Source organism: Pseudomonas sp. CBZ-4, assembly GCF_000346755.1.
Classification (GTDB): Bacteria; Pseudomonadota; Gammaproteobacteria; order Pseudomonadales; family Pseudomonadaceae; genus Aquipseudomonas.
Window position 1 is genome coordinate 101,333 of sequence record NZ_ANNV01000148.1, and the last position, 24,896, is coordinate 126,228.

Annotated in this window: 19 protein-coding genes and 4 tRNA genes; 4 read left to right on the forward strand and 19 right to left on the reverse strand. The window is 61.3% G+C overall.

All coding sequences use genetic code 11. The features are described from left to right. Positions 1-45 precede the first annotated feature (45 nt). The 6 genes from B348_RS0120090 to leuC form a co-directional block, all read right to left on the reverse strand. The gene (locus B348_RS0120090) at positions 46-1,056 is read right to left on the reverse strand and encodes an aspartate-semialdehyde dehydrogenase (RefSeq protein WP_017737857.1); all 1,011 of its coding nucleotides are present in this window, start codon (positions 1,054-1,056) and stop codon (positions 46-48) included. 231 nt (positions 1,057-1,287) lie between these two features. Beyond that, entirely contained in the window at positions 1,288-2,400 is a 1,113-nt protein-coding gene (gene asd, locus B348_RS0120095; protein WP_017737858.1) for an aspartate-semialdehyde dehydrogenase, read from the reverse strand. 64 nt (positions 2,401-2,464) lie between these two features. Beyond that, positions 2,465-3,547: a 3-isopropylmalate dehydrogenase gene (gene leuB / locus B348_RS0120100; protein ID WP_017737859.1), complete on the reverse strand. Its 1,083-nt coding sequence runs from the start codon at positions 3,545-3,547 to the stop codon at positions 2,465-2,467. A gap of 53 nt (positions 3,548-3,600) precedes the next feature. Next, entirely contained in the window at positions 3,601-4,365 is a 765-nt protein-coding gene (locus B348_RS0120105) for a class I SAM-dependent methyltransferase (RefSeq protein WP_017737860.1), read from the reverse strand. Positions 4,366-4,509: 144 nt separating this feature from the next. Continuing rightward, positions 4,510-5,154, reverse strand: coding sequence for a 3-isopropylmalate dehydratase small subunit (leuD, locus tag B348_RS0120110; protein ID WP_017737861.1), 645 nt, complete (start codon positions 5,152-5,154; stop codon positions 4,510-4,512). Between the two features lie 10 nt (positions 5,155-5,164). Then, positions 5,165-6,583, reverse strand: coding sequence for a 3-isopropylmalate dehydratase large subunit (gene leuC, locus B348_RS0120115; RefSeq protein ID WP_017737862.1), 1,419 nt, complete (start codon positions 6,581-6,583; stop codon positions 5,165-5,167). 140 nt (positions 6,584-6,723) lie between these two features. Between leuC and B348_RS0120120 the strand changes: the two genes are divergently transcribed. Together B348_RS0120120 and B348_RS0120125 are read left to right on the forward strand one after the other, a co-directional pair. Beyond that, the gene (locus B348_RS0120120) at positions 6,724-7,614 is read left to right on the forward strand and encodes a LysR family transcriptional regulator (protein ID WP_017737863.1); all 891 of its coding nucleotides are present in this window, start codon (positions 6,724-6,726) and stop codon (positions 7,612-7,614) included. 66 nt (positions 7,615-7,680) lie between these two features. Further along, positions 7,681-10,959 carry an EAL domain-containing protein gene (locus B348_RS0120125; protein ID WP_017737864.1) on the forward strand — a complete coding sequence of 1,093 codons (3,279 nt, stop codon included), beginning with the start codon at positions 7,681-7,683 and terminating at the stop codon, positions 10,957-10,959. A 3-nt stretch (positions 10,960-10,962) separates the two neighbouring features. Here the strand turns inward: B348_RS0120125 and B348_RS0120130 are convergent, their stop codons facing one another. The 12 genes from B348_RS0120130 to gltX all read right to left on the reverse strand — a co-directional run bounded on the left by B348_RS0120130 (position 10,963) and on the right by gltX (position 19,924). Beyond that, a complete protein-coding gene (locus B348_RS0120130; protein ID WP_017737865.1) occupies positions 10,963-12,261 on the reverse strand; it encodes a hypothetical protein in 1,299 nt (432 codons plus the stop codon). A gap of 98 nt (positions 12,262-12,359) precedes the next feature. Further along, positions 12,360-13,289, reverse strand: a complete 930-nt coding sequence (locus tag B348_RS0120135; RefSeq protein WP_157356532.1) for a hypothetical protein — start codon at positions 13,287-13,289, stop codon at positions 12,360-12,362. A gap of 89 nt (positions 13,290-13,378) precedes the next feature. Further along, positions 13,379-14,293 (reverse strand): hypothetical protein, encoded by a 915-nt coding sequence (locus B348_RS0120140; protein ID WP_157356533.1) that lies wholly within the window; start codon positions 14,291-14,293, stop codon positions 13,379-13,381. Positions 14,294-14,715: 422 nt separating this feature from the next. Then, entirely contained in the window at positions 14,716-15,684 is a 969-nt protein-coding gene (locus tag B348_RS0120145) for a tRNA-dihydrouridine synthase (RefSeq protein WP_017737868.1), read from the reverse strand. Between the two features lie 55 nt (positions 15,685-15,739). Beyond that, positions 15,740-16,174 carry a thioesterase family protein gene (locus B348_RS0120150; protein WP_017737869.1) on the reverse strand — a complete coding sequence of 145 codons (435 nt, stop codon included), beginning with the start codon at positions 16,172-16,174 and terminating at the stop codon, positions 15,740-15,742. A gap of 38 nt (positions 16,175-16,212) precedes the next feature. Next, positions 16,213-17,046, reverse strand: a complete 834-nt coding sequence (locus B348_RS0120155; protein WP_017737870.1) for an alpha/beta fold hydrolase — start codon at positions 17,044-17,046, stop codon at positions 16,213-16,215. Positions 17,047-17,061: 15 nt separating this feature from the next. Then, complete coding sequence (locus B348_RS0120160) at positions 17,062-17,601, reverse strand: TetR/AcrR family transcriptional regulator (protein ID WP_017737871.1); 540 nt, start codon at positions 17,599-17,601, stop codon at positions 17,062-17,064. 182 nt (positions 17,602-17,783) lie between these two features. Continuing rightward, positions 17,784-17,859, reverse strand: a tRNA-Glu gene (locus B348_RS0120165). A 79-nt stretch (positions 17,860-17,938) separates the two neighbouring features. Then, positions 17,939-18,014, reverse strand: a tRNA-Ala gene (locus B348_RS0120170). A gap of 50 nt (positions 18,015-18,064) precedes the next feature. After that, positions 18,065-18,140: transfer RNA gene (locus tag B348_RS0120175), tRNA-Glu, on the reverse strand. A 79-nt stretch (positions 18,141-18,219) separates the two neighbouring features. Beyond that, positions 18,220-18,295, reverse strand: a tRNA-Ala gene (locus B348_RS0120180). A gap of 147 nt (positions 18,296-18,442) precedes the next feature. Continuing rightward, the gene (gltX, locus tag B348_RS0120185; RefSeq protein WP_017737872.1) at positions 18,443-19,924 is read right to left on the reverse strand and encodes a glutamate--tRNA ligase; all 1,482 of its coding nucleotides are present in this window, start codon (positions 19,922-19,924) and stop codon (positions 18,443-18,445) included. 196 nt (positions 19,925-20,120) lie between these two features. Here gltX and B348_RS0120190 point away from each other — a divergent pair, with 196 nt between their 5' ends. Both B348_RS0120190 and B348_RS0120195 read left to right on the forward strand, forming a co-directional pair. Beyond that, entirely contained in the window at positions 20,121-21,167 is a 1,047-nt protein-coding gene (locus B348_RS0120190; RefSeq protein ID WP_017737873.1) for an HlyD family secretion protein, read from the forward strand. 49 nt (positions 21,168-21,216) lie between these two features. Then, positions 21,217-22,707 carry an MDR family MFS transporter gene (locus B348_RS0120195; RefSeq protein ID WP_177325343.1) on the forward strand — a complete coding sequence of 497 codons (1,491 nt, stop codon included), beginning with the start codon at positions 21,217-21,219 and terminating at the stop codon, positions 22,705-22,707. 120 nt (positions 22,708-22,827) lie between these two features. Here B348_RS0120195 and uvrB read toward each other — a convergent pair whose 3' ends face one another. Beyond that, on the reverse strand, positions 22,828-24,843 hold the full coding sequence (gene uvrB, locus B348_RS0120200; protein WP_017737875.1) for an excinuclease ABC subunit UvrB: 2,016 nt from the start codon (positions 24,841-24,843) through the stop codon (positions 22,828-22,830). Positions 24,844-24,896 lie beyond the last annotated feature (53 nt).

Sequence of the window (24,896 nt, forward strand, 5' to 3'; positions counted from 1 at the left end):
TAGCGCCTGGTTAGAATCAATCTACAAATTGCCGCCAAGTATCTTTTACACAAGGTCTTTTATCAACAACTGCGCCAGCTGTACGGCATTCAGTGCGGCGCCTTTGCGTACGTTATCTGACGTCAGCCACAGATTTAGTTCCGCCGGATCGTCCACCCCGGCGCGAACCCGTCCTACATACACAACGTCTTGTCCTACTGCATCGCCAACCGCTGTTGGGTAGTCACCCTCCTCCACCAGCTCTATACCCGGCGCTGCGTCGAGTGCCCGGTTAACGAGGGCGAGATCCACCGGCGCAGCCAGCTGCAACGACACAGTCAGGCTATCGCCAAAAAACACCGGGGCTTGAACGCAGGTTGCGGAAATCTTTAGCAAAGGAGTTTCCAGCACGGCGCGCAGTTCGTGTACGAGACGTTTCTCCAAGGCTGTATGACCTTGGGCATCTGGCGTACCGACTTGTGCCAGCAGGTTGAAGGCCATCTGCCGATCAAAAAACTTCGGTTCCAGCGGACGCACATTCAGCAGCTCGGCGGTTTGTCGCGCCAGCTCGCTCACGGCTTCGCGCCCCTGGGCTGACACTGCCAGGTTGGCGGTAACGCTCACCCGCTGGATATCCAGCAGGCCGCGCAAGGGCGCCAGGACCACCGCCAGGTTGGTGGCGGACGGGCTTGGGCTGGCGAGCTGGAACGGTTTTTTCAGGCCGCCCAATACGTGCGCGTTCGCTTCCGGCACCACCGGTGGCGCTTGCTCAGCCGACAAGGCGCCGGACAGGTCGATCACCGCACAACCGGCCGTCGTGGCGCGCGGGGCGAAGCTCAAGGTCACTGCCGGCCCCGCGGCAAAAAATGCCAGTTGCACCTTTTTGAAATCGAACTCGTCGACTTCCTTGACCCGCAGGTTCTTGCCGCGAAACGGCACCGAGGCACCGGCCGAGTTATTGCCGGCCAGCAGGTACAGGGTGCCCACCGGAAAATCCAGCTCTTCGAGGATCTGCACCAGGGTTTCACCGACGGTGCCGGTGGCGCCGATCACGGCGATTTCAAAGGTCTGGGTCATGGGGGCTGCCTCGGGCATTGCGGGGGGAGCGGCACTTTACCGGGTGGTGGGGTAATTGGGCCAGTGTTTGTGGTGAAGCTGAGGGCCTCATCGCAGGCAAGCCAGCTCCCACACTTGAATGTATTCACACATCAAAATGTGGGAGCTGGCTTGCCTGCGATGCCCCTCTCAAGAACAACAAAAAACCCGCGCCTGTCACCAGAACGCGGGTTTCTTGATTGCCTCAAGCGATCAACGCTCCAGCAAGATCCGCAGCATGCGACGCAGCGGTTCAGCCGCGCCCCACAACAGCTGGTCGCCCACCGTGAACGCGCCGAGGAACTGGCTGCCCATGTTCAGCTTGCGCAGACGGCCCACCGGTACATTCAGGGTGCCGGTAACCTTCGTCGGGCTCAGCTCCTGCATGCTGATCTCGCGGTTGTTCGGCACCAGCTTGACCCACGGGTTGTGCGAGCTGATCAGCGATTCGATATCGGCGATCGGCACGTCCTTGTTCAGCTTGATGGTCAGCGCCTGGCTGTGGCAGCGCATGGCGCCGATGCGCACGCAGATGCCGTCCACCGGGATCGGGCTCTTGAAGCGACCGAGGATCTTGTTGGTCTCGGCCTGGGCCTTCCACTCTTCGCGGCTCTGGCCGTTCGGCAGCTCTTTGTCGATCCATGGGATCAGGCTACCGGCCAATGGCACGCCGAAGTTTTCGGTCGGGTACGCATCGCTGCGCATGGCTTCGGCCACACGACGGTCGATGTCGAGGATCGCGCTGGCCGGGTCGGCCAGTTGATCGGCAACAGCGGCGTGGGTCGCGCCCATCTGCTTGATCAGTTCACGCATGTTCTGCGCGCCGGCACCGGACGCCGCCTGATACGTCATGGCGCTCATCCACTCCACCAGGCCAGCCTCGAACAGGCCGCCCAGGCCCATCAGCATCAGGCTGACGGTGCAGTTGCCGCCGACGTAGTTCTTGGTGCCGGCGTCCAGTTGCTGGTCGATGACCTTGCGGTTAACCGGGTCGAGGATGATCACGGCGTCATCCTGCATGCGCAGGCTCGATGCGGCGTCGATCCAGTAACCCTGCCAGCCGGCTTCACGCAGCTTGGGGAAGACTTCGCTGGTGTAGTCGCCACCCTGACAGGTCACGATCACGTCGAGGGTCTTCAACTCTTCAATGCTGTAGGCGTCCTTGAGCGGAGCAATATCCTTGCCCACGGACGGCCCTTGGCCACCAACGTTCGAAGTGGTGAAAAACACCGGCTCAATAAGATCGAAATCCTGCTCTTCCAGCATCCGCTGCATGAGCACGGAACCGACCATACCGCGCCAACCGATCAGACCTACACGTTTCATCGCAACTACACCTTGTTAAAAAGTGGGCCGCCTTGCAGCAACAACTGCAAGCGGGCCCGAGAGATTACAGATTCCGCAGCGCGGCGACTACTGCGTCGCCCATTTCTTGCGTACCGACTTTGGTGCAACCCTGCGACCAGATGTCGCCAGTGCGCAAACCCTGGTCCAGCACCAGGCTTACGGCTTGCTCGATGGCATCGGCCGCGTCGCTCAGGTTGAAGCTGTAACGCAGCATCATCGACACCGACAGAATCGTCGCCAGCGGGTTGGCAATGCCCTGGCCGGCGATGTCCGGCGCCGAGCCGTGGCAAGGCTCGTACATGCCCTTGTTGTTGGTATCGAGGGACGCCGACGGCAGCATGCCGATGGAACCGGTGAGCATCGAGGCCTGGTCAGAGAGGATGTCGCCGAACAGGTTGTCGGTGACGATCACGTCGAACTGCTTCGGCGCACGCACCAACTGCATGGCGGCGTTATCGACGTACATGTGGCTCAGTTCAACGTCCGGGTAGTCCTTGGCCACTTCTTCGACGATTTCCCGCCACAGTTGGCTGGAGGCCAGCACGTTGGCCTTATCCACCGAGCAGACCTTCTTGCCACGCACGCGGGCCATGTCGAAACCGACACGGGCGATACGGCGGATTTCACTTTCGCTGTACGGCAGGGTGTCGTAGGCCTGGCGCTCGCCGTTTTCCAGCTCGCGCACGCCGCGTGGCGAGCCGAAGTAGATACCGCCGGTCAGCTCACGCACGATGAGGATGTCGAGGCCCGCGACCACTTCCGGCTTGAGGCTGGATGCGTCGGCCAGTTGCGGGTAGAGGATCGCCGGGCGCAGGTTGCCGAACAGGCCCAGTTGCGCACGGATTTTCAGCAGGCCGCGCTCAGGGCGGATGTCACGTTCGATCTTGTCCCACTTCGGGCCACCCACGGCGCCGAGCAGTACGGCGTCGGCCGCACGGGCGCGGTCCAGGGTTTCGTCGGCCAGGGGCACGCCGTGCTTGTCGATGGCCGCGCCGCCGATCACGTCGTGGCTCAGTTCGAAGCCCAGGCTGTACTTGCTGTTGGCCAGTTCCAGGACCTTGACCGCTTCGGCCATGATTTCCGGACCAATACCGTCGCCAGGGAGAATCAGAATCTGCTTGCTCATGCGTTCCTCATTTCATCAAGCGACCCGCCCGTGGGCAGGTCGGGAAAAATCAATCAGCGTTCGGCGAAGACCACCAGCACGTCGGTGCTGAAGGTGCCGTCGGCTTGAATTTCGTAGTAGTCGCGCACTTCCTGGCCCATCGCCTGTTGCAGCGCCAGGATCGCAGCGCGCAAGACTTCTGGCGTGCGCATGCGTTCGACCCAGGAGGTGTATTCCAGGCGCAGGCGCTGGCGGCTGCTGTTGCGTACGTGCAAACCGGACTCGCTGAGCTGCTGCATCCACTCGGCGGCGGCGTAATCGCGCACATGGCTGGTGTCGCGCAGCACTTCGACGGTTTGCAGGTAAGTGTCCAACAACGGGCTGCCCGGTGACAAGACGTCGACAAAGGCCGCCACGCCGCCCGGCTTGAGCACACGGCGCACTTCGCGCAAGGCCAGGCCGAGGTCGCTCCAGTGGTGGGCCGAGTAACGGCTGAACACAAAGTCGAACTCGCCGTCGGCGAACGGCAGGCGTTCGGCGGCGCCGTGGACGGTGCGGATGTTATCGAGGCCACGGTCGCTGGCAGCGGTCGCCACCACGTCAAGCATCTGCTGGGACAGATCGTAGGCGACCACTTCTTTCACCAGTGGCGCGACGTGGAAACTGACATGACCGGCGCCGCAACCCAAGTCCAGCAGTCGTGCACTGCCCTGCCCGGCCAGTTCGGCCTGGAGCAGCGCGAATTCGGTGCCTTGGGCGTGCACGGCACTGCTCAGGTAGGCCGAGGCTTGCTCGCCGAATTGTTTTTGCACGACTTGGGTGTGGGCGGTGCGGGTCATGGTGGTTTTCCTTGGGTTTTGGGTTGGCTGTACTGGCGCTATCGCAGGCAAGCCAGCTCCCACATTGATCGGTGTTCTCCTGAACAACTCGGTCAACTGTGGGAGCGGGCTTGCCCGCGATGGGGCCCGCACGGTTACCGCCAATCAGGCATCGCGAAACAACCAAGGCTGGCTCGCCCGGTGCTTGGCCTCAAACGCTGCAATCGCATCGCCGTCCTGCAAGGTCAGGCCGATATCGTCCAAACCATTGATCAGGCAGTGCTTACGGAACGCATCCACCTCAAAGTGATACACCTTGCCATCCGGGCGGGTCACGGTTTGCGCCGCCAGATCGACGGTCAACTGGTAGCCCACGTCGGCTTCCACCTGCTTGAACAACTCATCGACTTCTTCGTCGGTCAAGATGATCGGCAACAAGCCGTTCTTGAAGCTGTTGTTGAAGAAGATGTCGGCATAGCTCGGCGCGATGATGCTGCGAAAGCCATATTCTTCCAGGGCCCACGGCGCGTGTTCACGGCTGGAGCCGCAACCGAAGTTCTCGCGGGCGAGCAACACGCTGGCGCCCTGGTAGCGCTCGGCGTTGAGCACGAAGTCCTGGTTCAGCGGGCGCTTGGAGTTGTCCTGGTAGGCGTAGCCCACGTCCAGGTAGCGCCACTCGTCGAACAGATTCGGGCCGAAACCGGTGCGCTTGATCGACTTCAAGAACTGCTTGGGGATGATCTGGTCGGTGTCGACGTTGGCACGATCCAAAGGAGCGACAAGGCCGGTGTGTTGGGTAAAAGCACGCATCGGGTATTCCTCAGATCAATTCGCGAACGTCGATGAAACGACCGTTGACGGCAGCCGCAGCAGCCATGGCCGGGCTGACCAGATGGGTACGCCCACCGGCGCCCTGGCGCCCTTCGAAGTTACGGTTGGAGGTGGACGCGCAATGCTCGCCCGACTCCAAACGGTCCGGGTTCATCGCCAGGCACATCGAGCAACCCGGCTCACGCCATTCAAAACCGGCTTCGAGGAAGATCTTGTCCAGGCCTTCGGCTTCGGCTTGCGCCTTGACCAGGCCCGAACCCGGCACCACGATGGCCTGCTTGATGGTCGAAGCCACCTTGCGGCCCTTGGCGATCACCGCCGCAGCACGCAAGTCTTCGATCCGCGAGTTGGTGCAGGAACCGATGAACACGCGATCCAACTGGATGTCGGTGATCGCCTGGTTGGCCTGCAAGCCCATGTACTTCAAGGCGCGCTCGATGGAGCCGCGCTTGACCAGGTCGGTTTCCTTGGCCGGGTCCGGCACGTTCTGGTCAACGGCCAGGACCATTTCCGGCGAGGTGCCCCAGCTGACTTGCGGCTTGATCTGAGCAGCGTCGAGCTCGACCACGGTGTCGAACACCGCATCGGTGTCGGAGACCAGGTCTTTCCAGGCTTCGACCGCGGCATCCCAATCGGCACCGGCCGGTGCAAATGGACGGCCCTTGACGTATTCGACGGTCTTTTCGTCCGCCGCCACCATGCCGACGCGGGCACCGGCTTCGATGGACATGTTGCAGATGGTCATGCGGCCTTCGATGGACAGGTCGCGAATGGCGGTGCCGGCGAACTCGATGGCATGGCCGTTACCGCCGGCGGTGCCGATCTTGCCGATCACGGCCAGGACGATGTCCTTGGCGGTCACGCCGAACGGCAACTGGCCTTCGACCTTGACCAACATGTTCTTCATCTTTTTCGCGACCAGGCACTGGGTGGCGAACACATGCTCCACCTCGGACGTGCCGATGCCGTGGGCCAAGGCGCCGAAGGCACCGTGGGTCGAGGTGTGGGAGTCGCCGCAGACCACGGTCATGCCCGGCAAGGTCGCGCCCTGCTCCGGGCCGATCACGTGGACGATCCCTTGACGCACGTCATTCATCTTGAATTCGGTGATGCCATATTCGTCGCAGTAGTCGTCGAGGGTCTGCACTTGCAAGCGCGACACGGTATCAACGATGGCGTCGATGCCGCCCTTGCGCTCAGGGGTGGTGGGGACGTTGTGGTCCGGGGTGGCGATGATGGAATCGACGCGCCAAGGCTTGCGCCCGGCCAGTCGCAGGCCTTCGAACGCTTGGGGCGAGGTCACTTCATGGATGATGTGACGGTCGATATAGATCAGCGACGAGCCATCGTCGCGCCGTTTCACTTCATGGGAATCCCAAAGCTTGTCGTAAAGCGTTTTGCCGGCCATCAGTCGGTCCTCATCATCGGTCTTTCTATGCCCTGGGCATTTCAATAACCCTTTGGCTTGTGAGGCTGATGGTATGGCGCTACATTAAATAACTCAAATTCATATTTTTTATGCTTTGGATTACCAACTGGAATACCACAATGGACCTGGCCAACCTCAACGCCTTTATTGCCATCGCCGAGACCGGCAGCTTCTCCGGCGCCGGTGAGCGCCTGCACCTGACACAACCGGCCATCAGCAAACGCATCGCCGGGCTGGAGCAACAATTGAAGGTACGCCTGTTTGACCGCCTGGGTCGCGAAGTGGGTTTGACCGAAGCCGGACGGGCCCTGCTGCCGCGGGCTTATCAGATCCTCAATGTGCTCGACGACACGCGCCGCGCGCTGACCAACCTCACCGGCGAAGTCAGCGGGCGCCTGACCCTGGCCACCAGTCACCATATCGGCCTGCACCGCCTGCCGCCGATCCTGCGCACCTTCACCCGGGAATACCCGAACGTGGCGTTGGATATTCAGTTCCTCGACTCGGAAGTGGCCTACGAAGAAATCCTCCACGGCCGCGCCGAAGTGGCGGTGATCACCTTGGCGCCCGACCCCCATCACCTGGTGCGCGCCACCCCGGTGTGGGATGACCCGCTGGATTTTGTCGTGGCCCCCGAGCACAGCCTGATCAACAACGGCCACGTCAGCCTGGCGGATATTGCCGGCCACCCGGCGGTTTTCCCCGGCGGCAATACCTTTACACACCATATTGTCAGCCGATTGTTCGAGGCCCAGGGCCTGACGCCGAATATCGCGATGAGCACTAACTACCTGGAAACTATCAAGATGATGGTGTCCATCGGCCTGGCCTGGAGCGTTTTGCCGCGCACCATGCTGGATGATCAGGTGGCAAGTATCGCTTTGCCAGGCATACAACTCAGTCGCCAGCTAGGCTATATCGTGCACACCGAAAGGACGCTGTCGAACGCTGCGCGGGCTTTCATGAGCCTATTGGATGCACAGGTCGATCTGCCAGGGATACCGGCATGATGCTGTGCGGCCTCAAGGTTTAGCCAAAACCGCGCCTTACGCCCATCGAGCCAAGGCCCTTTGATAATGCGCAACCCCGTCGATTCCGTGCCACCGTTGCCCCGCATTTACGCCCTTGACCCCCAAGAGGCGGAACAGAGTTGGGACAGTGCGCCGCAATTGCTGGCCGCCCTGAATGCGGCCCGGCTGGGCGCATGGTGCTGGGAAATCGACACGGGAAAGATCAGCTGGTCACGGGGCACCCAGGCGCTGTTCGGCTTCGATCCGCGTACGCCGTTGCCCAAGGACCTGGATTACCTCGACCTGCTCGCCCCGGCTGACCGCGCCAAAGTCGTGCGCGCCTTCCATGCGGTGCTGGCCGGCGAGCCGCTCGAACAGGCGATGCGCCATCGCATCCAGTGGCCCGATGGCACCTTCCACTGGCTGGAAATCAACGGCAGCCTGGCGCCGGACAAGAGCGGACGCCGCCGAATGATCGGGGTGATCCGTGAGATCACCCACCAGCGTGAACGGGAAAACGCCCTCGGCCACTCCGAAAAGCGCTTCGCCACGCTGTTTCACCTGTGCCCGAACATGGTGCTGCTGACCCGCCAGGCCGACGGTCTGATCAGCGAAGCCAACCAGTATTTCGAGATTCACTTCGGCTGGCCGGTCGCCGACGCCATCGGCCGCACCACCCTGGACCTCGGCCTGTGGCGCCACCCCGAGCAACGTGCGCAACTGGTCAAGGCCACCCAGCGCAAGGGCGAACCCATCACCATGGAGGTGCAGTTCTGCGCCAGCAACGGCCAGATCCACGATGGCACCCTCAGTGCGCAGAAGGTCGAGCTGGATGGCGAGGCGTACCTGATCAGCACCTTTCTCGACACCACCGAACGCAAGAACGCCGAACAAGCCCTCAAGGACAGCCAGGAGCGCCTCGACCTGGCCCTGGACTCCGCGCAACTGGGCACCTGGGACTGGCACATTCCCACCGGCATGCTCTACGGCTCGGCCCGCGCCGCCCAACTCCACGGCCTGCCGCCCGAGCCATTCCACGAATCCTTCGATGCATTTTTCGAGGGCATGTCCGATGCAGACCGCGAAGGCATGCGCAACGCCTACCGCAGCCTGCGCGAAGGCCCAGACGGTAATTACCAATTGACCTACCGCGTGCAGGTCGAAGACGGCAGCCCGCGCTACCTGGAAAGCCGTGCGCGCCTCTATCGCGATGAAGCCGGCAAGCCGTTGCGCATGGCCGGCACCTTGCTGGACATCACCGACCAGGTCGAACGCGAACAACGCCTGAGCGCCTCCGAAGAGAAATTCGCCAGCCTGTTCCAGGCCAGCCCCGACCCCATCTGTGTCACCGCCCTGGACAGCGGGATGTTTATCGAGATCAACCCGGCCTTTACCCAGACCTTTGGCTGGGCCGCCGCCGAGGTCATCGACAAAAGCGCCGAACAGATCGGCCTGTGGGATGACTCCAGCAAACGCCTGCAACGTATCGAGCGGGTGATTCGCGAACAGTCATTGAGCAATGTGGCCATTGTCGTCCACCACAAGGACGGCCAGAGCCTGACCTGCGTGATCTCCAGCCGCTTGATCACGGTCAGCGACCAACCGTGCATCGTCACCACCCTGCGCGACATTACCCAGCAGCAACGCTCGGAAGCGGCGCTCAAGGCTAGCGAAGAGAAATTCGCCAAGGCGTTCCATTCCAGCCCCGACGCGATCTCCATCACTGAGCGCGACACCGGCCGTTATGTGGAGGTCAACGATGGCTTTTGCCGCTTGACCGGTTATCGCGCCGAAGAGGCCATCGGGCTCACGCTGTACCAGATCGGCATCTGGGCCGACGAGAACCAGCGTGCCGCACTGTTGGCCGAGTTGCAGATCAAGGGGCGCATCCATCACCTGGAAATGCTCTGGCACAACAAACGCGGCGACGTGCTGGCGGTGGAAGTCTCGGTCGAACCGATCACCCTCAATGAAATGCCCTGCCTGCTGCTGACGGCCCGCGATGTCAGCCTGCTGAAAAACGCCCAGGCGCAGATCCGCCACCTGGCGTACCACGACCCCCTGACCAACCTGCCCAACCGCGCCCTGCTGATGGACCGCCTGAGCCAGCAGATCGCCCTGCTCAAGCGCCACAACCTGCGCGGTGCACTGCTGTTCCTCGACCTCGACCACTTCAAGCACATCAACGATTCCCTCGGCCACCCGGTGGGCGACACCGTGCTGAAAATCGTCACCGCCCGCCTGGAAGCCAGCGTGCGCATGGAAGACACCGTGGCGCGCCTGGGCGGCGATGAATTTGTGGTGCTGCTCAGCGGCCTGGATGGCTCGCGCAACGAAGTCAGCAACCAGGTGCAGGAGTTGGCCGATACCCTGCGCGAGTTACTGTCGGAGCCGATGTTTCTCGACGGCCATCGCTTGCAGGTCACGCCGAGCATCGGCGTCGCGCTGATCCCCGACCACGGCTCCACCCCGGCCGACCTGCTCAAGCGCGCCGACATCGCCCTGTACCGCGCCAAGGACTCCGGGCGCAACACCACGCAGATGTTCCACAACAGCATGCAGAAAACCGCCAGCGAACGCCTGCGCATGGAAACCGACCTGCGCCTCGCCCTCTCGCGCGGTGAGTTCAGCGTGCATTACCAACCCCAGGTGGATGCGCGTGGCAACCAGATCATCGGCGCCGAAGCCCTGGTGCGCTGGCAGCACCCGCAACTGGGTGCGCAGTCGCCCACGGAATTTATCAAGGTCCTGGAGGACAGCGGACTGATCCTGGAGGTGGGCACCTGGATCCTCGACGAGGCTTGCGCGGCGTTCCAGCAATTGATTGCGGACGGCCTGATCGACCCGCTCAAGTTCAGCCTGTGCGTGAACATCAGCCCCCGGCAGTTTCGCCAGAACGACTTCGTCGAGCGGGTGGAACGCAGCCTCAATCAGCACGACCTGCCCTGCAGCCTGCTGAAACTGGAAATTACCGAAGGCATCGTGATCCAGAACCTGGACGACACCGTGGCCAAGATGCGCCGCCTGAAAAAGCTCGGCGTCAGTTTCGCGATGGATGATTTCGGCACCGGCTATTCATCGCTGACCTACCTCAAGCGCCTGCCGGTGGACGCGCTGAAGATCGACCAGTCGTTTGTGCGCGATGCGACCCACGACCCCAACGACGCAGAAATCATCCGCGCCATTGTGGCCATGGCCCGCAGCTTGAACCTGGAGGTGATTGCCGAGGGTGTGGAAACCCCGGAGCAACTGGCGTTCCTGCAAATGCTGGGGTGCCATGTGTACCAGGGGTACCTGCATAGCCGGCCGTTGCCGATCGAGCAATTCAGGCAACTGTTCAGCTAGCTGTCACACCAACTTCAACGCGCGCAACCCGCTGGTCATCCAGCGTGAGGATCCCAGGTCATGCTTTTCCCCATAGAAGTCGAGCACCCCGTTAACCACCACGACCGAGTGCCAGCTGTTGGCCAGGGTGCCAATCGCGCCGGCAGCCAGTTCGCGGGCATCACTTTCGCGAACATACCCAAAAAGCCCCAGCCGGCGTAACGCCTCACCTGGCCATTCGCCATCGTTGAGCGTGTCCATGGCCACGTCGAATCCCTGGTTGCCTCGGAAGTCGTTGTTCTCTAGTTGCGCACGCTTGGCGCTCACGGCATACAGGAAGTTGGCGTCGTCCAGAAGTGTCTGATCACTGCCGCGCAACAGGGCCCCGCGCCTGGCCCTGCTCAGTTCGTCGTGATTCACGGACACCCTGACGCCATCGCGCATGACTACGTCATAGCCCGAGGGCGTGGCGGCAACCTCTTTGTAGATGTCTGCGGGGCTCTGCCCGAACCGCATCATGGCTGCCTTGATCGCCGATACCGTGACGCAATTGCCCTGCGCGCCTTGATAGAAACCCGACCAGATATCCTCGGGTTTTGCTCCTACTCGCTGGCTGGACTCGGCCGCATTGTCTCTACCTTGCCGAGTCGCATCAGGCACAGCGTTATAATTGAACAGCCGATACCCGTACCCTTGGTCGGCATGACGCCTATCACCGTAGCTGTGCTTTACACCATCGAGCACAAACGCACTCCCCCGGCTATGGGTCTCCAACACACCCGCCACACCCTCACCTACCATCTCTTGTGCGGATACATATTGCGACAGCCCGTACACCCCCATCCCCTGCAGACATCTAAGGCTTGTCTCACCCTCCAGGGTTTTTGCCAGGGCCGCCTCGAAACTGGGATGCCCCCCCGACACTTGCTTGCGCTTTACGAACGCGGCAAACACGAAATTGGCATTGCTGACAGCCTCGGGGTCTGCACCACTGAAGCGCGATGCGAAGGATGCTTGCCGCAATTCGTCATGGGAGAGCTGTACCTGGAACTCGTCCTTCATGGTAATGGCAAAACCACCGGCAACAGGCCTGACCTGGTCAAACATATCCTGCGGCGTTTTACCAAAGGTCATCATCATCATTTTGATCACCGCGGCATGGGTGCTGCAGTCAAAACTCTCACCGAACCGCCGCTCGCTTGCGTTGAACGCGCGAAGGATGTCATCGTTTTTTTCCCCCGCACCGGCCTGATCAACCACAGGCGTGGTCCCAGGCTTTAGCGGTGGCGCGTAAACAGAAGGGCTATACATAGAGGTATTCATACAATGGGTTCCTACCACAAACAATAACGTCCCCTGTAAAACGTGCAGCCAGCACTAACACCGGCTGCTTGATACGTTCCACCTAAGGCAAACGACTGTCAGATCAAAGCGACCGCATCGCCTCGCCTCGGTGCTCCGCCCTTGCGCCCCCACAGCTCTTCACGACCATCAATCACCGCCACCGAGTGCCCCGTCCGGTTGCACATACCCACTTGGCCTCTGGCGAGTTCACCTACCGATACCCGCTTCATATGCTTGGTCAGCCCAAGACGCTTGAACCCCTCGCCCGGCCCCGTCTCATCCTCACCATTGTTGAGGCTGCTGATCGCTGCGTTGTAGTTGCGGCCCGCAGTGCGGTCGTTGTTCTCCATCTGGGCGCGCTTGGCACTGACGGCGAATAAAAACTGCGCATCCTTGAGCATCTCTTTATCGGGGCCGATAAATTGTGCACCACGTGCCCCTTGCTTCAACTCGAGGTCAGTCAGGGTGAGTGGGTAGTTGTCCCGCATGACCACCCGGTAGCCCCCGGCAATTTTTGTGACCTCCTTGTAAATATCCGTAGGGCTTTGCCCAAATCGGTGCATGGCCGCCTTGATGGCAGACACCGTCACACAGTTGCCGTCGGGGCCCTGGCGGAAGCCGCCCCAGATATCCCTGGGTTTTGTTCCATTGCGCGCGTTCGACAGGCCTGGAATATTCGCCTCGGGCTTGGGCCGTGGCGGCACTGGCACTGGGGTGACCTGAGGGGCAACCTCAGGCTTAGGCTTGGGCGCAATATCAACGGTGCGTGGATCTTTCTGTTCGCCCATCAAACCCATCAGCTGATTAAAGAACGCCGTAAACAGCATCGCCATTTTATTGAGCATATCGGTGTTGTTTTCAACAACTGCTGCCTCCACTCTGATCGCACCAGGCCGAGACTCCTTGTGCGGCTCGAGTACGGAGTTGCTTGCAACTAAAGATTCAACCGGTACTACCTGACGCACATCCATCACTGTTGAAATATTATTAATTGAACGAATAGACATAAAAGCTCCATGAGCAAATACCCCCCAACCCGGACTAACTAGAGAAGTACCCGCTGAATATTTTATCTAACCAGATGAAACGAAATGATTTAAAACGGGTACTTCTTACGTGTACCTGAATACCAGTCCCTGCGATCAAATATGTCCTGCGCAGGTCCCGGGCTCGTCAAGTCAGGCTCAGGCCTGGGCAACGGGGCATCAGGATCAACTTTGGGACGGGTTTCCGTTTCCGGTTTAACAGCCGGGGTTGGCATCGGTGCCACTGCGGGTAAAGGCGGCCTGTCAGACTTGGCGACCCAGTCGGGCTTGAGATCGGTTTTCGGTACAACCGTAGCCACGGGCGGCGAAACCACTTCGAGCTTGGGCGCGATATCAAGCTTGGGTACAACGCCAGGTGTGGTCTCGGGATGCGGCACGACCCTGGGCACCAGCGGCACGATCTCGGCTCTTGGATCCGTACCAGGCATGGGCCGTAAAACATTGAGATCGCTGCCACGTCGAACGTGAGTGCCTGGGCAATGACAATTGTTGACATTGACCTCAACCTTGACCTGCGAAGCAGCGTCATGGGCCATATTGACTTCTGGCTTGTGCACGTTTGGCGCAACCGGAACGACAGGGGCAGGCGTAATGGAAATAGAAGGCAATTTGCCCGCCTCAGGCATCACCTTCGGCTGGCTCTGTGCCTCGGGCTTTACCTTGAGCGCAGTGTCTGCGCCAGGTGCAACCTTCGGCAAATGCGTCGCGTCGGCGGCTATATTTTTTCCCGCGAACATATCGCGCACTGCCTTGAAAACAGCTTCGAACATGTCAAACAACTTGGCGAATGCATTGGCATTCAGCATCACATCGCCATGCGCCACCTGAGAACTGTCATGACGAAATGGCGCACGCCCCAAATGCGCAGTGGATGAAAATCTACCTCGGTGGGGGGTAACAGCGGATTGATCCAAGGTAGATGTATCAACTTTTACAGAAGGCGGATTGTTAACCGATAGAGACATTAGCATGGTCCTTTATTCAATGTACCTGCTTAAAAAAGCGGTCGAAGTGTCGAGAGTTTCAAGTTGACGGAAACAACACTCATTGCTTCGCAGTCCCTACCTTCGTGGAGGACGCCGTGATTGAGTTCCGATAATCGCAACTCATATAAAGAAACCAAACCAGCTTTTCGGATTTTGCCCCATCGCTTTTTTTGAAAACCGCAATTCAGACTGTGCTGACGGCCCTTTCACAGACACACTCGCTAATAAACCGCTGAGAAAGCAACTCACCGACATACTTCAAGAGCCAACGCGCCGACCTGGTGTGGTATTCCCGCGCACATAAATACCACCACCGGGTGCAGCCCCGAGTTCAAGCGCAAAAACGCAAAATGCCCCGAATCTTTCGATACGGGGCATTTTTTTGCACCTCAGGACGGATCTCACGGCACGCTGCATTGCCCCGGATGGGCCATACCCAACAGACGACTGACCTGCTCCAGGTCCGTCTCGCGGCGCATGGCCGTAAACAACTCGACCGCTTCCGGGTAATTGCGGGTCAACATGGCCAGCCATTGTTTCAAGCGGCCCGGCGCCTGGCGCTCAGTGAGCTGGGCCACCGACTGGGTCCAGAACTCTTGGAGCATCGGTTGCATCTGCGCCCAGGTCATTTCCACGACCTCTTCGCCTGCCCTTGCAGCTGCGATCTGCCGCGCCAGGTCAGGACGCGCCACCAGACCGCGACCGAGCATGATGTCTTCGGCGCCGCTGACTTCGCGGCAGCGCTTCCAGTCTTCGACGCTCCAGATATCGCCATTGGCAAACACCGGCACCTTGACCACGTCCTGCACCCGCGGAATCCACTCCCAATGGGCCGGCGGCTTGTAACCGTCAGTCTTGGTCCGCGCATGCACCACGATATGCGCCGCGCCGCCTTCCGCCAGCGCCGTGGCGCAGACCAGCGCGCCGTCCGGGCTGTCGAAACCCAGGCGCATCTTGGCGGTGACCGGGATATGCGCCGGCACCGCACGGCGCACATGCTCGACGATCTGGTTGAGCAACTCCGGCTCCTTGAGCAGCACCGCGCCGCCCCGGGATTTATTCACCGTCTTGGCCGGGCAGCCGAAGTTCAGGTCGATCACCTCGGAACCCAGCTCGGCGGCCAGCGCGGCGTTTTCCGCCAGGCACACCGGGTCGGAGCCCAGCAACTGCACGCGCAACGGCACGCCCGCAGCGGTGTGGGCACCGTGCAGCAGTTCCGGGGCGAGCTTGTGGAAATACGCCGGGGTGAGCAGGCGGTCGTTGACGCGGATGAACTCGGTCACGCACCAATCGATCCCGCCCACGCGGGTCAACACGTCCCGCAGGATGTTGTCGACCAACCCCTCCATGGGCGCCAAAGCAATTTGCATGGGAAACACTCAACAAAAATCGTCGCGCAGTTTACTGGGTTTCCTGCGGCAACCGTTAACCCCCTGTCAGGGCGGGGCCGTAACCGTCAAGAAACTCGGCGGGCATGCGCTTGGGCTTGCCGCTGGACAGTTCGATGCAGACAAAGGTGGTTTGCGCGCGCAGCAAGGTGGCGCCGTCGTGGGGGCGGACCAGCTGGAAGCGTCGGGTCATTTTCAGGCGCTGGTCCCAGTCGACGATCCAGGTGGCCAGTTGCAACTCGTCACCTTCGTAGCCAGCAGCGAGGTAGTCGATCTCGTGACGCACCACCGCCATGGCGCGGTCCAGGCGGCGGTACTCGGTGAGGTCCAGGCCCAGGCGCTGGGAATGGCGCCAGGCGCAGCGTTCCAGCCAGGACACGTAGACGGCGTTGTTGGCGTGGCCCAGGCCGTCGATGTCCTCGGCGCCGACCTGCAGGTCGATGATAAACGGCGTTGCCAGATCCCAGCCCATGCCTTGCTCCAGTCGATTGATCTCGGCCGGGCAGTGTATCAGGCGCTTTGTCGCGCCTGTAGACGACGGCCGGCCAGCAGCGCCAGCACGCCCTCGATCACCCGGGGATCGGCCAGCACTTTCTGGTGGCCGCCCTGTTCCAGGCGCAGCAGGCGGCTGTCGAACCAGGCTTCGTGGATGGCTTGGGCGGCTTTGACCGGGACGAAGGTGTCGTCTTCGGCGTGCACGATCAGGCCGGGCATATTCATCTGATAGTGGGCAACGTCCAGATGCTTCAGTGGCATGCCGAAGGTCTGTTCGACCTCGTGGATAAACGCCGAGCGGGCCCGTGCAGGCAACCCGACCATCTTGGTGAACCCACGCAGCACATCGAGGAAACGCGACGGCGCAGCGATGCTCACCAGCGCTTCGGTGCGCAGCCCCAGTTGCACGGCCAGCATCGCACTGGCACCGCCCATCGAGTGCCCGACCACCGCATGCAGCGGCGGCAGTTCGGCGGCCGCTTCCAGCATCGCCCGCGCGAACAGCAGCACATGCGCCTCACGCCCCGGCGAACGGCCATGGGCCGGACCCTCCAGGGCAATCACCGAGTAACCGTCATTGACCAGGGCGGTGATCAGGCTGGCGAACTGGGTGGGGCGCCCTTCCCAGCCGTGCATCAGCAAGACTGCCGGGCCTTGGCCCCAGCGCAGGGCCGACAGGCCGAAACGCAAGGTGATGCGTTCCGACTGCGCCAGCAGCGGCAACTCCCAGTCGCGGGGTGGCAGGTCGCGCGGCGTCATGAAGGCACGCCGCATCTTGTTGGCCACGGTGTGCGGCGCCAGATGCCCCAGGGTGCCGTTGAAGCGACGAATCCAGGTTAACGTGCCCATCCTTAGAGCCCTCTTCTAGCGCACGGCCGACTTGGCGGCGCGCAATACGCGGTCAGACAATTCACCTGGGCCCAATGCACGCGCCAGGGCCAGGCCACCGATCATCAGCGCCATGTCGGCCAGGGCTTTGTCGGTGTCTTCGGGGCTGGCGGCCAGTTGGGCGGCCATCAGCTCGCAGTGTTCGTTCAGCGCTTGGCGGAACTCGTCCGGCAGGCGGCTCATTTCGCCGACGGTCGCCGGGATCGGACAGGCCTGAACGCTGGAGTCGCGATGTTTGCGCGACAAGTAGAACGCCGCCACAAGGCCTCGGCGCTCTTCACCCGTCAACAGCGCATCCATATCGTCAATGGCCGCACGGCGCTTGGCCAGCAGTTCGGTGAACGCCTCCAGCATCAGCGCGTCCTTGCTTTCAAAATGTGCGTAGAAACCACCGACGGTCAGCCCCGCCGCGCCCATGACTTCGCCGACACTCGGCTCGGCCGGGCCACGCTGGATCAATGCCGCGCTGGCAGCCTGCAAAATGCGTTCGCGGGTTTGCGCTTTTTTATCGCTCATCAAAGCCTCCGGTTCTCATGGGTTGAATATTATTACCATAATAATATTTGGCAAGCGACAGGCACGACCATTGGTCTGAAGAGAAAGCAGGAAGGGAAGAAAGAATTGGCCAAACGCCAGACAAACAAAAGGGCCATTCAATAATTGAATGACCCTTAAAAATCCCGCAGAGCGGGTAATCGTGGCGTCCCCTAGGGGACTCGAACCCCTGTTACCGCCGTGAAAGGGCGGTGTCCTAGGCCACTAGACGAAGGGGACAAAACCTTCTGTACAACGTGATCAGCGCTGAGAGCTGATCGATTCAAGGACGGTGTGGCCAGACCTTGAACCTGTAAATTGGTGGAGCTAAACGGGATCGAACCGTTGACCTCTTGCATGCCATGCAAGCGCTCTCCCAGCTGAGCTATAGCCCCGGATTTTTCGCCTCGCGGCGCAGCAGACCTTTCGAGCTGCTTGTTGAAACTGGCGTCCCCTAGGGGACTCGAACCCCTGTTACCGCCGTGAAAGGGCGGTGTCCTAGGCCACTAGACGAAGGGGACAAAACCTTCTGTACAACGTGATCAGCGCTGAGAGCTGATCGATTCAAGGACGGTGTGGCCAGACCTTGAACCTGTAAATTGGTGGAGCTAAACGGGATCGAACCGTTGACCTCTTGCATGCCATGCAAGCGCTCTCCCAGCTGAGCTATAGCCCCTCATCGGTGAGGACGGGGCGAATCTTAATGGCGCTTTGGAAGTGTGTCAAATTTATTTTCAACATTTTCCAAAGTTTTTTGCCGGGATAACAATCACTTACCGGCGAAACCCCGGAAAACCGGGGTTTCGCCGTTGCAACGGGCTGATTAAGCGATAGCGCCCAGCAGCTTTTCCCACTCTTTGTTTTCTTTCTTCGAGACACCACCAAGCAAATCAAGGGCTTGGCGCAGACGGAAACGGGTGAGGTCCGGGCCGAGAATTTCCATCGCATCCAGCACCGACACCGAACTCGCCTGCCCGGTGATCGCGGCAAACATCAGCGGCATGGCGTCGCGCAATTTCAATTCGAGGGATTCCACCACCGCCTGGATCGTCGCGGTGATCGCATCCTTCTCCCACTGACGCAGGCTTTCCAGCTTCCACAGGATCAACTGCATCAACTGGCGCACCTGGTCGCCCGAGAGCTTCTTGGATTCGAACAACTTGGCATCCGGGTTCACACCCCCGGCAAAGAAGAAGCTGGCCAACGGCGCGACCTGGCTGAACGTCTCCACCCTGCCCTGCACCAGCGGCGCGATCTTCATCATGTACTCAGGGTTCAGCGCCCACTGCTGCACACGGCTGGCGAATTCTTCCACCGGCAGGTCACGCAGCCACTGGCCGTTGAGCCACGACAACTTCTCGATGTCAAAGATCGGCCCGCCCAGCGAGACACGGGACAGGTCGAAGTTATCGACCATTTCCTGCAACGAGAACTTCTCGCGCTCGTCCGGCATCGACCAACCCATGCGGCCCAGGTAGTTGAGCATCGCTTCCGGCATAAAGCCCATGCGCTCGTAGAACGTCACCGAGGTCGGGTTCTTGCGCTTGGACAGCTTGCTCTTGTCCGGGTTACGCAGCAGCGGCATGTAGCACAGCTGCGGCTGTTCCCAGCCGAAGTATTCGTAGAGCAGGATCAGCTTCGGCGCCGACGGCAGCCATTCTTCGCCGCGCAGCACGTGGGTGATGCCCATCAGGTGGTCATCGACCACGTTGGCCAGGAAGTACGTCGGCAGGCCGTCGGTCTTCATCAGCACTTGCATGTCCATGCGGTCCCACGGGATCTCGACGTCACCGCGCAGCATGTCCGGCACCACGCACACGCCTTCGCTCGGCACTTTCATGCGGATTACGTGGGGCTCGCCGGCCGCCAGGCGCTGCGCCACTTCTTCCTTGGACAGCAGCAGTGCGCGGCCATCGTAGCGCGGGGTTTCGCCGCGGGCCTGTTGTTCGGCGCGCATCTGGTCGAGTTCTTCAGCGGTGCAGAAGCATGGGAACGCATGGCCCATGTCCACCAGTTGCTGGGTGTACTGCTTGTAGATGTCGCTGCGCTCGCTCTGGCGATACGGGCCGTGGGGGCCGCCGACATCCGGGCCTTCGGCCCAGGTAATGCCCAACCAGCGCAGGGCATCGAAAATCTGCTGTTCCGACTCGCGGGTCGAGCGCACCTGGTCGGTGTCTTCGATCCGCAGGATGAATTCACCACCGTGCTGCTTGGCAAAGCAGTAGTTGAACAAGGCGATGTAGGCAGTGCCGACGTGGGGATCCCCAGTAGGCGATGGCGCGATGCGCGTGCGGACGGTGGTCATGGCGGGTCTCGAATGGGCGATAAAACTGGAATTGAAACAAGGGGCGAATGGTAACAGCCCTCGGCACTTGGGCTCCAGCACCCACCCTATCGAGCAGGGCATTTAGGCCAAGCTTCGGTCTCAACGCCAGTCATGGCTATTGGACAGATGCTTGGGTGGCTATATTCCATTACCTCTTGTTACAGACACTGCCCCCATGCCAGCCCCATTGAAGCGCCGCCTGTTTATCTTCGTGTTTATCGTGATCCTCATCGGCCTGGGCTTCTTCGCCCACTGGTTCTTCAAGGGCCGCTTCTATGAAAGCACCGACAACGCCTACGTGCAGGGCGAAATCACCCGCGTCTCCAGCCAGCTCGGCGCGCGCATCGTCGAGGTCAAGGTGGGTGACAACGAACACGTGGAAAAAGGCCAGCTCCTGGTGCAACTCGAAGGCGACGACTTCCACCTCGCCGTCGACCGCGCCAACGCCGCCCTGGCCATGCGCGAGGCCGAACGCACCCAGGCGCAGAGCAAACTCACCCAACAAGCCAGCCTGATCGCCGCCGGCGCGGCCAAAGTGGCGTCGAGCCAGGCCAGCCTGGGCCGCTCGCAGATCGACTTGTCCCGCGCGCAAACCCTGCGCAAACCGGGCTATGTCTCGGAAGAACGCGTGACCACCCTCTCCGCCGACAACCACATCGCCCGCTCCCAGGTGACCATGGCCGAGGCCGATTTGCAGGGCCAGCGCCAGCAGGTCAACGCCCTCAACGCCGAAATCAAACGCCTCGACGCGCTGATCGCCAACGCCAGGACCGACCTGGCCCAGGCCGAACTCAACCTCACCCGCAGCGAGATCCACGCGCCGATCAGCGGCCTCGTCGGCCAGCGCGCCGCGCGCAACGGCCAGTACGTGCAGGCCGGCGCCTACCTGCTGTCCATCGTTCCCGACCAGGACATCTGGATCCAGGCCAACTTCAAGGAGACCCAGATCGGCCACATGCAACCCGGGCAAAAGGCCCAACTGATTTTCGACGCCTACGCCGACACGCCCATCGACGCCCGAGTGGACAGCCTGTTCGCCGCCTCCGGCGCGCAGTTCAGCCTGCTGCCACCGGACAACGCCACGGGCAACTTCACCAAAGTCGTACAACGGATTCCGGTAAAACTCACGTTCGCCGCGGATAACCCGCTGCACGGCAAGATCCGTCCCGGCATGTCCGTGACCGTCAAAGTGAACATCCAAGACCAGCCCGATGGCCGGTGATCAACTGCTGCGCCCGGTCGGCGAACCGACCCGGCGCGACTGGATCGCGGTGATGAGCGTGATGCTCGGCGCGTTCATGGCGGTGCTCGACATCCAGATCACCAACTCGTCGCTCAAGGACATCCAGGGCGCGCTGTCAGCCACCCTGGAAGAAGGCTCGTGGATTTCCACCTCCTACCTTGTCGCCGAAATCATCATGATCCCCCTCACCGCCTGGCTGGTGCAGCTGCTCTCGGCGCGGCGGCTGGCGGTGTGGGTGTCGGTGGGGTTCCTGATCGCCTCGCTGATGTGCTCCATGGCCTGGAGCCTGGAAAGCATGATCGTGTTCCGCGCCCTGCAAGGCTTCACCGGCGGCGCGCTGATCCCGCTGGCGTTCACCCTCACCCTGATCAAGCTGCCCGAACACCACCGCGCCAAAGGCATGGCGATGTTCGCCATGACGGCCACCTTCGCCCCCTCCATCGGCCCGACCATCGGCGGCTGGCTCACCGAGAACTGGGGCTGGGAGTACATCTTCTACATCAACGTGCCGCCCGGCCTGCTGATGATCGCCGGGCTGCTCTACGGCCTGGAGAAAAAGGCGTCGAACTGGGACCTGCTGAAAAGCACCGACTACCTGGGCATCGTCACCCTCGCGGTGGGCCTTGGCTGCTTGCAGGTGTTCCTCGAAGAAGGCCACCGCAAGGACTGGCTCGAATCCAGCCTGATCGTCAGCCTCGGCAGCATCGCCCTGCTCAGCCTGATCACCTTTGTCATCGTGCAGCTCTCCAAGCCCAACCCGCTGATCAACCTGGGCATCCTCGCCAACCGCAATTTCGGCCTGTCGAGCATCGCCAGCCTGGGCATGGGCGTGGGCCTGTACGGCTCGATCTACCTGTTGCCGCTGTACCTGGCGCAGATCCAGAACTACAACGCGCTACAGATCGGCGAAGTGATCATGTGGATGGGCGTGCCCCAGCTTTTTCTGATCCCGCTGGTGCCCAAGCTGATGAAATACGTGTCGCCGAAATGGCTATGCACCGTGGGATTCGGCCTGTTCGGCCTGGCGAGTTTTTCCTCGGGGGTGCTCAACCCAGACTTCGCCGGCAGCCAGTTCAACCAGATCCAGATCATCCGCGCCCTTGGGCAGCCGCTGATCATGGTCACCATCTCGTTGATCGCCACCGCCTACATCCTGCCCCAGGACGCGGGTTCGGCGTCGAGCCTGTTCAATATCCTGCGTAACCTTGGCGGCGCCATCGGCATTGCGCTGCTGGCGACCTTGCTGGATGCGCGGACCAAGACCTACTTCGATTATTTACGCGAGGCACTGGTGCCGACCAACCCGCAGGTGGCGGAGCGCTTGGCGACGTTGGCGCAGACGTTCGGCAGCGACACGGCGGCGCTGGGCAAGCTCAGTGAGATAGCGCACCAGCAGGCGCAGATCATGGCCTACAACGATGCGTTTCACTTTGTCGGGTTGGCGTTGGGGATCAGCATGGTTGCGGTGTTGTTGACCAAGGCGTTGCCGGCGGGGTTGAAGGCTGGGGAGAGTCATTGAGACCGAGTTGCCTCCATCGCAGGCAAGCCAGCTCCCACATTTGACTGCATTTCAAAGTTAGAACACGGTCAACTGTGGGAGCGGGCTTGCCCGCGATGAGGCCAGCCCAGTCACTACAAATCAAACAGCCAGCAGCCGCTCCCGCAACTTGCCAATCTCATCCCGCGTCTGCGCCGCCGCCTCAAACTCCAGATCCCGCGCCAACTGGTACATCTTCTCTTCCAACTGGCGAATCCGCTTGGTGATCTCACTCGGCGAGCGCAGTTCGTTCTCGTACTTGGCGCTTTCCTCGGCGGCCTTGGCCATGCCCTTGCGCTTCTTGCTGCGCGAGCCCGGTACGACGGCGCCTTCCATGATGTCGGCGACATCCTTGAACACGCCCTTGGGCGTAATGCCGTTGGCCAGGTTAAAGGCAATCTGCTTGTCGCGACGGCGCTCGGTCTCGCCAATCGCGCGCTCCATGGAGCCGGTGATGCGGTCGGCGTAGAGAATCGCCCGGCCATTGAGGTTACGCGCCGCGCGGCCGATGGTCTGGATCAGCGAGCGCTCGGAGCGCAAGAAACCTTCCTTGTCGGCATCGAGGATCGCCACCAGCGACACTTCCGGCATATCCAAACCTTCCCGCAGCAGGTTGATCCCCACCAGCACATCAAAGGTGCCCAGGCGCAGGTCGCGGATGATTTCCACGCGCTCCACGGTGTCGATGTCCGAGTGCAGGTAGCGCACGCGCACGCCGTGATCGGCCAGGTAGTCGGTCAAGTCTTCGGACATGCGCTTGGTCAGCGTGGTGACCAGCACCCGCTCCTCCAGGGCCACGCGCTTGTTGATTTCGGAGAGCAGATCGTCGACCTGGGTCAGCGCCGGACGGATTTCGATCTGCGGGTCCACCAGGCCGGTCGGGCGCACCAACTGCTCGATCACCCGGCCGGCATGCTCGGCCTCGTAGTTGCCCGGTGTGGCGGAAACAAAGATGGTCTGCGGGCTGATGCTTTCCCATTCGTCGAAGCGCATCGGCCGGTTATCCAGCGCCGACGGCAGGCGGAAACCGTATTCCACCAGCGTCTCTTTGCGCGAGCGGTCGCCCTTATACATCGCGCCGACCTGCGGCACGCTGACGTGGGATTCGTCGATCACCAGCAACGCGTCGGCCGGCAGGTAGTCATACAAAGTCGGCGGCGGCGCACCCGACTCGCGGCCCGAGAGGTAGCGCGAGTAGTTTTCGATGCCGTTGCAGTAACCCAGCTCCAGGATCATCTCCAGGTCGAAGCGGGTGCGCTGCTCCAGGCGCTGGGCTTCCACCAGCTTGTTGTTGGAGCGCAGGTATTCGAGGCGCTCGGCCAGTTCCACCTTGATGTGCTCGACGGCGTCCATCAAGGTTTCACGCGGGGTGACGTAGTGGCTTTTCGGATAGAAGGTGAAGCGCGGCAGCTTGCGGATCACCTCGCCGGTCAACGGGTCGAAGGCCGACAGGCTCTCGACTTCATCGTCGAACAGTTCGATGCGGATCGCTTCCAGGTCGGATTCGGCCGGGTACACGTCGATCACATCGCCGCGCACGCGGAAGGTGGCGCGGGCAAAATCCATGTCATTGCGGGTGTACTGCAAATCCGCCAGGCGGCGCAGCACTTCGCGCTGGTCGAGTTTGTCGCCGCGATCCACGTGCAGCACCATCTTCAGATAGCTTTCCGGGCTGCCCAGGCCGTAGATGCATGACACCGTGGTGACGATGATCGCGTCCTTGCGCTCCAGCAGCGCCTTGGTCGCCGACAGCCGCATCTGCTCGATGTGGTCGTTGATCGACGCATCCTTCTCGATAAAGGTATCGGAGGACGGCACATAGGCTTCGGGCTGGTAGTAGTCGTAGTAGGAAACGAAGTACTCGACGGCGTTGTTCGGGAAGAACGACTTGAACTCGCCATACAACTGCGCGGCCAGGGTCTTGTTCGGCGCCAGCACCAAGGTGGGCCGGTTGACCTGGGCGATCACGTTGGCAATGCTGAAGGTCTTGCCCGAACCGGTCACCCCGAGCAGCGTCTGGTGGGCCAGGCCGGCCTCGATGCCCTCGACCATCAGGCGAATCGCCTCGGGTTGGTCGCCGGCGGGTTCAAAGCGGGTGACGAGTTGGAAATCCGACATAACGTACCTCTTGAAATCACCCCAGACTGTAAACCCGTCGGGAACGAAAAAGA

Excerpts from the sequence above, each read along its gene's own strand:
- B348_RS0120090 (WP_017737857.1), bottom strand. The coding sequence starts at position 1,056 with ATGACCCAGACCTTTGAAATCGCCGTGATCGGCGCCACCGGCACCGTC.
- asd (WP_017737858.1), bottom strand. The coding sequence starts at position 2,400 with ATGAAACGTGTAGGTCTGATCGGTTGGCGCGGTATGGTCGGTTCCGTG.
- leuB (WP_017737859.1), bottom strand. The coding sequence starts at position 3,547 with ATGAGCAAGCAGATTCTGATTCTCCCTGGCGACGGTATTGGTCCGGAA.
- B348_RS0120105 (WP_017737860.1), bottom strand. The coding sequence starts at position 4,365 with ATGACCCGCACCGCCCACACCCAAGTCGTGCAAAAACAATTCGGCGAG.
- leuD (WP_017737861.1), bottom strand. The coding sequence starts at position 5,154 with ATGCGTGCTTTTACCCAACACACCGGCCTTGTCGCTCCTTTGGATCGT.
- leuC (WP_017737862.1), bottom strand. The coding sequence starts at position 6,583 with ATGGCCGGCAAAACGCTTTACGACAAGCTTTGGGATTCCCATGAAGTG.
- B348_RS0120120 (WP_017737863.1), top strand. The coding sequence starts at position 6,724 with ATGGACCTGGCCAACCTCAACGCCTTTATTGCCATCGCCGAGACCGGC.
- B348_RS0120125 (WP_017737864.1), top strand. The coding sequence starts at position 7,681 with ATGCGCAACCCCGTCGATTCCGTGCCACCGTTGCCCCGCATTTACGCC.
- B348_RS0120130 (WP_017737865.1), bottom strand. The coding sequence starts at position 12,261 with ATGAATACCTCTATGTATAGCCCTTCTGTTTACGCGCCACCGCTAAAG.
- B348_RS0120135 (WP_157356532.1), bottom strand. The coding sequence starts at position 13,289 with ATGTCTATTCGTTCAATTAATAATATTTCAACAGTGATGGATGTGCGT.
- B348_RS0120140 (WP_157356533.1), bottom strand. The coding sequence starts at position 14,293 with ATGTCTCTATCGGTTAACAATCCGCCTTCTGTAAAAGTTGATACATCT.
- B348_RS0120145 (WP_017737868.1), bottom strand. The coding sequence starts at position 15,684 with ATGCAAATTGCTTTGGCGCCCATGGAGGGGTTGGTCGACAACATCCTG.
- B348_RS0120150 (WP_017737869.1), bottom strand. The coding sequence starts at position 16,174 with ATGGGCTGGGATCTGGCAACGCCGTTTATCATCGACCTGCAGGTCGGC.
- B348_RS0120155 (WP_017737870.1), bottom strand. The coding sequence starts at position 17,046 with ATGGGCACGTTAACCTGGATTCGTCGCTTCAACGGCACCCTGGGGCAT.
- B348_RS0120160 (WP_017737871.1), bottom strand. The coding sequence starts at position 17,601 with ATGAGCGATAAAAAAGCGCAAACCCGCGAACGCATTTTGCAGGCTGCC.
- gltX (WP_017737872.1), bottom strand. The coding sequence starts at position 19,924 with ATGACCACCGTCCGCACGCGCATCGCGCCATCGCCTACTGGGGATCCC.
- B348_RS0120190 (WP_017737873.1), top strand. The coding sequence starts at position 20,121 with ATGCCAGCCCCATTGAAGCGCCGCCTGTTTATCTTCGTGTTTATCGTG.
- uvrB (WP_017737875.1), bottom strand. The coding sequence starts at position 24,843 with ATGTCGGATTTCCAACTCGTCACCCGCTTTGAACCCGCCGGCGACCAA.